Origin of the sequence: Thermogutta sp., from assembly GCF_039793925.1 — a bacterium.
GTDB lineage: Bacteria > Planctomycetota > Planctomycetia > Pirellulales > Thermoguttaceae > Thermogutta.
Genome location: NZ_JBAMME010000298.1, coordinates 930 through 3,211, shown reverse-complemented (window position 1 = coordinate 3,211; position 2,282 = coordinate 930). Strand labels below are relative to the sequence as shown.

Annotated in this window: 3 protein-coding genes; all 3 read left to right on the top strand. The window is 58.2% G+C overall.

Going from position 1 to position 2,282, the window contains the following annotated elements:
* Positions 1-841, top strand: an 841-nt coding sequence (locus ABJK56_RS16020; protein ID WP_347245682.1) for a sigma 54-interacting transcriptional regulator, incomplete at its 5' end; no start/stop codon positions are given.
* A gap of 359 nt (positions 842-1,200) precedes the next feature.
* Positions 1,201-1,995, top strand: coding sequence for an MIP family channel protein (locus ABJK56_RS16015; RefSeq protein ID WP_347245681.1), 795 nt, complete (start codon positions 1,201-1,203; stop codon positions 1,993-1,995).
* A gap of 23 nt (positions 1,996-2,018) precedes the next feature.
* Positions 2,019-2,282, top strand: a 264-nt coding sequence (locus tag ABJK56_RS16010; RefSeq protein ID WP_347245680.1) for a dihydroxyacetone kinase subunit DhaK, incomplete at its 3' end; no start/stop codon positions are given.

Here is a 2,282-nt window from a genome sequence, read left to right as displayed (position 1 = left end):
GGGTACAGGCAAGGGGTTATTCGCTCAGGCTATCCATAACGCCAGCCATTACGCGGAGGGGCCTTTCGTTGCAGTAGATTGTGCATCTATTCCCCGCGAGTTGATCGCCTACGAACTTTTCGGCCGGGAAAAGGATTCCGGAGTCATCCAGCCGGGTAAGTTTGAACTGGCCCATGGGGGTACAATTTTCCTGCAAAATATTGAGAGTTTGCCGCTCAATTTTCAGGCAGCACTCCTTGGGATTATGGACCTGAAGCAAGTAATCCGGCTGGGTGGCACGACGCCAATCCCTATTAAGGTTCGCATTATCGCGGCCTCTAGTGCGGATCTACGGGAAGAAGTACGCCAGAAACGATTTCGGGAAGATTTGTACTACCGCCTGCGCGCCCTGACGCTGACAATCCCACCGCTGAGAGAACGGGGAAAGGACATCGTTTTTCTCGCCACGCAAATTGTTGAGCGGCACGCGCGCCGTCAGGGGAAACAAATCATTATCACCCCGCGTGCCTTCGCAGCGCTGGAATCTTATCGCTGGCCGGGAAATGTGCGAGAGTTAGAGGATGTCCTGGAGTGGGCAGTCCAGATGGTGGATGGAAATGAATTAGATATTGTGCACCTGCCGGAAGAGGTCCGCCGGGCCGGGCGGGGCTCCAGCGATGAATCGGTTCCCACGCTGCTGGAAATGGAACGTCAGGCTATTCTTCGCGCTGGCCTGGCCTGTCGGGGAAATGTGACCGAAATGGCCAGAGTACTCGGCATCGGACGCACCACCTTATGGCGGAAGATGCGCGCCTTTGGCCTCAAGCCAGAAATCTTTAAATCTGCACAGATAGCGCATTAGGTCCATCTGTCCATATCCCCCGGTCGCCCCTCGTGCGGAGGTGTCCAGGGCATCCCTGCGAGCCGCTGATGGCTGCCCTTTTGCTTCCCCCGGATCGTTTCGCAATGAAACACCCACCCCTGTCAAAATGTTCCACTTTGGAACAATCCAATCCCCGGTTATTGACACGCGACCTCTCTTGTATTATGCTACTTTAGAATTTCCTCACTCCCAGGCCTCATCCTTGCGAAAGGAGGTGGTTATCGGCGAATCGTTGTGGATGCTGCAGATCGCCCCCTTATTACATTACTAATTTCCTCAAGATAAAGATAAAAAAACCTTTCACTTCATCCTCAACCATCTGCTAAAAGGAGAGAGCGATGAAAAAGAACAGTCTCCTGGCCGAGTGCGTTGCGGAGGTCTTTGGGACCTTCATTCTGATCCTCCTGGGCGACGGCGTTGTCGCCAATGTGGGATTGGCCCCCCGGCTGGCCGCCCCCGCTTATAACTGGAACACCATAACCTTCGGGTGGGCCATGGCGGTGGTCGTAGCAGTATATGTGGCCGGTGGGGTCTCCGGCGCCCACATTAACCCGGCCGTGACGTTGGCGATGGCCGTGCGGGGCACTTTCCCCTGGCGGAAGGTCATTCCCTACTGGGTTTCCCAGATCTTCGGTGCGTTCCTGGGTGCCCTCGGCGTATACCTGGTCTACATGGAAGGCCTGATTGCCGCCGGGATGCCCAACGTCTGGTGCACGGGACCGGGTTCGGTCTTTGGCCAGGCCTTCTGGGGCGGCGCAGGCGGCAACGCGCTGACTTCTTACTCTCTGGTGAACGCCCTCATCGCCGAGATTTTCGGCACCGCCGTCCTGTTGTGGGGAGTGGCGGCCGTCGGCGATACTCGGAATCTGGGCGTCGGGGCCAACCTGGGCCCCCTACTGGTCGGCCTTGTGGTCCTGGGTGTGGGCCTTTGCTTGGGTGGTCCCAGCGGCTACGCCATTAACCCGGCCCGTGACTTCGGTCCCCGGCTCCTGGGTACCCTGGTGGGCACGACGGGGCTCTTCACCGGTCTGTACTGGTTCGTGGCGCCGATCATCGGCCCCCTGGTCGGTGGTATCCTCGGTATCCTGACCTACGATTGGCTCATCGGCCGCGCCCTTGCCGACAAGGCGTAGGCAATCCCGGTGGGGAGGGGACCATGAAAAAACTCATCAATCGCCCAGCAGATGTGGTGAAAGAGGAACTGGAGGGTATCGCCCTAGCTTATCCGGACCTGGTGAAAGTCCACTTTGAGCCAAATTTCATCTACCGCGCCGATGCGCCCATCCCGGGCAAGGTGGCTGTTATCTCCGGTGGTGGAAGCGGTCACGAGCCGATGCACGGTGGGTTCGTGGGCGTCGGGATGTTGGATGCTGCCTGTCCGGGCGAGGTCTTCACCTCCCCCACCCCGGACCAGATGTTA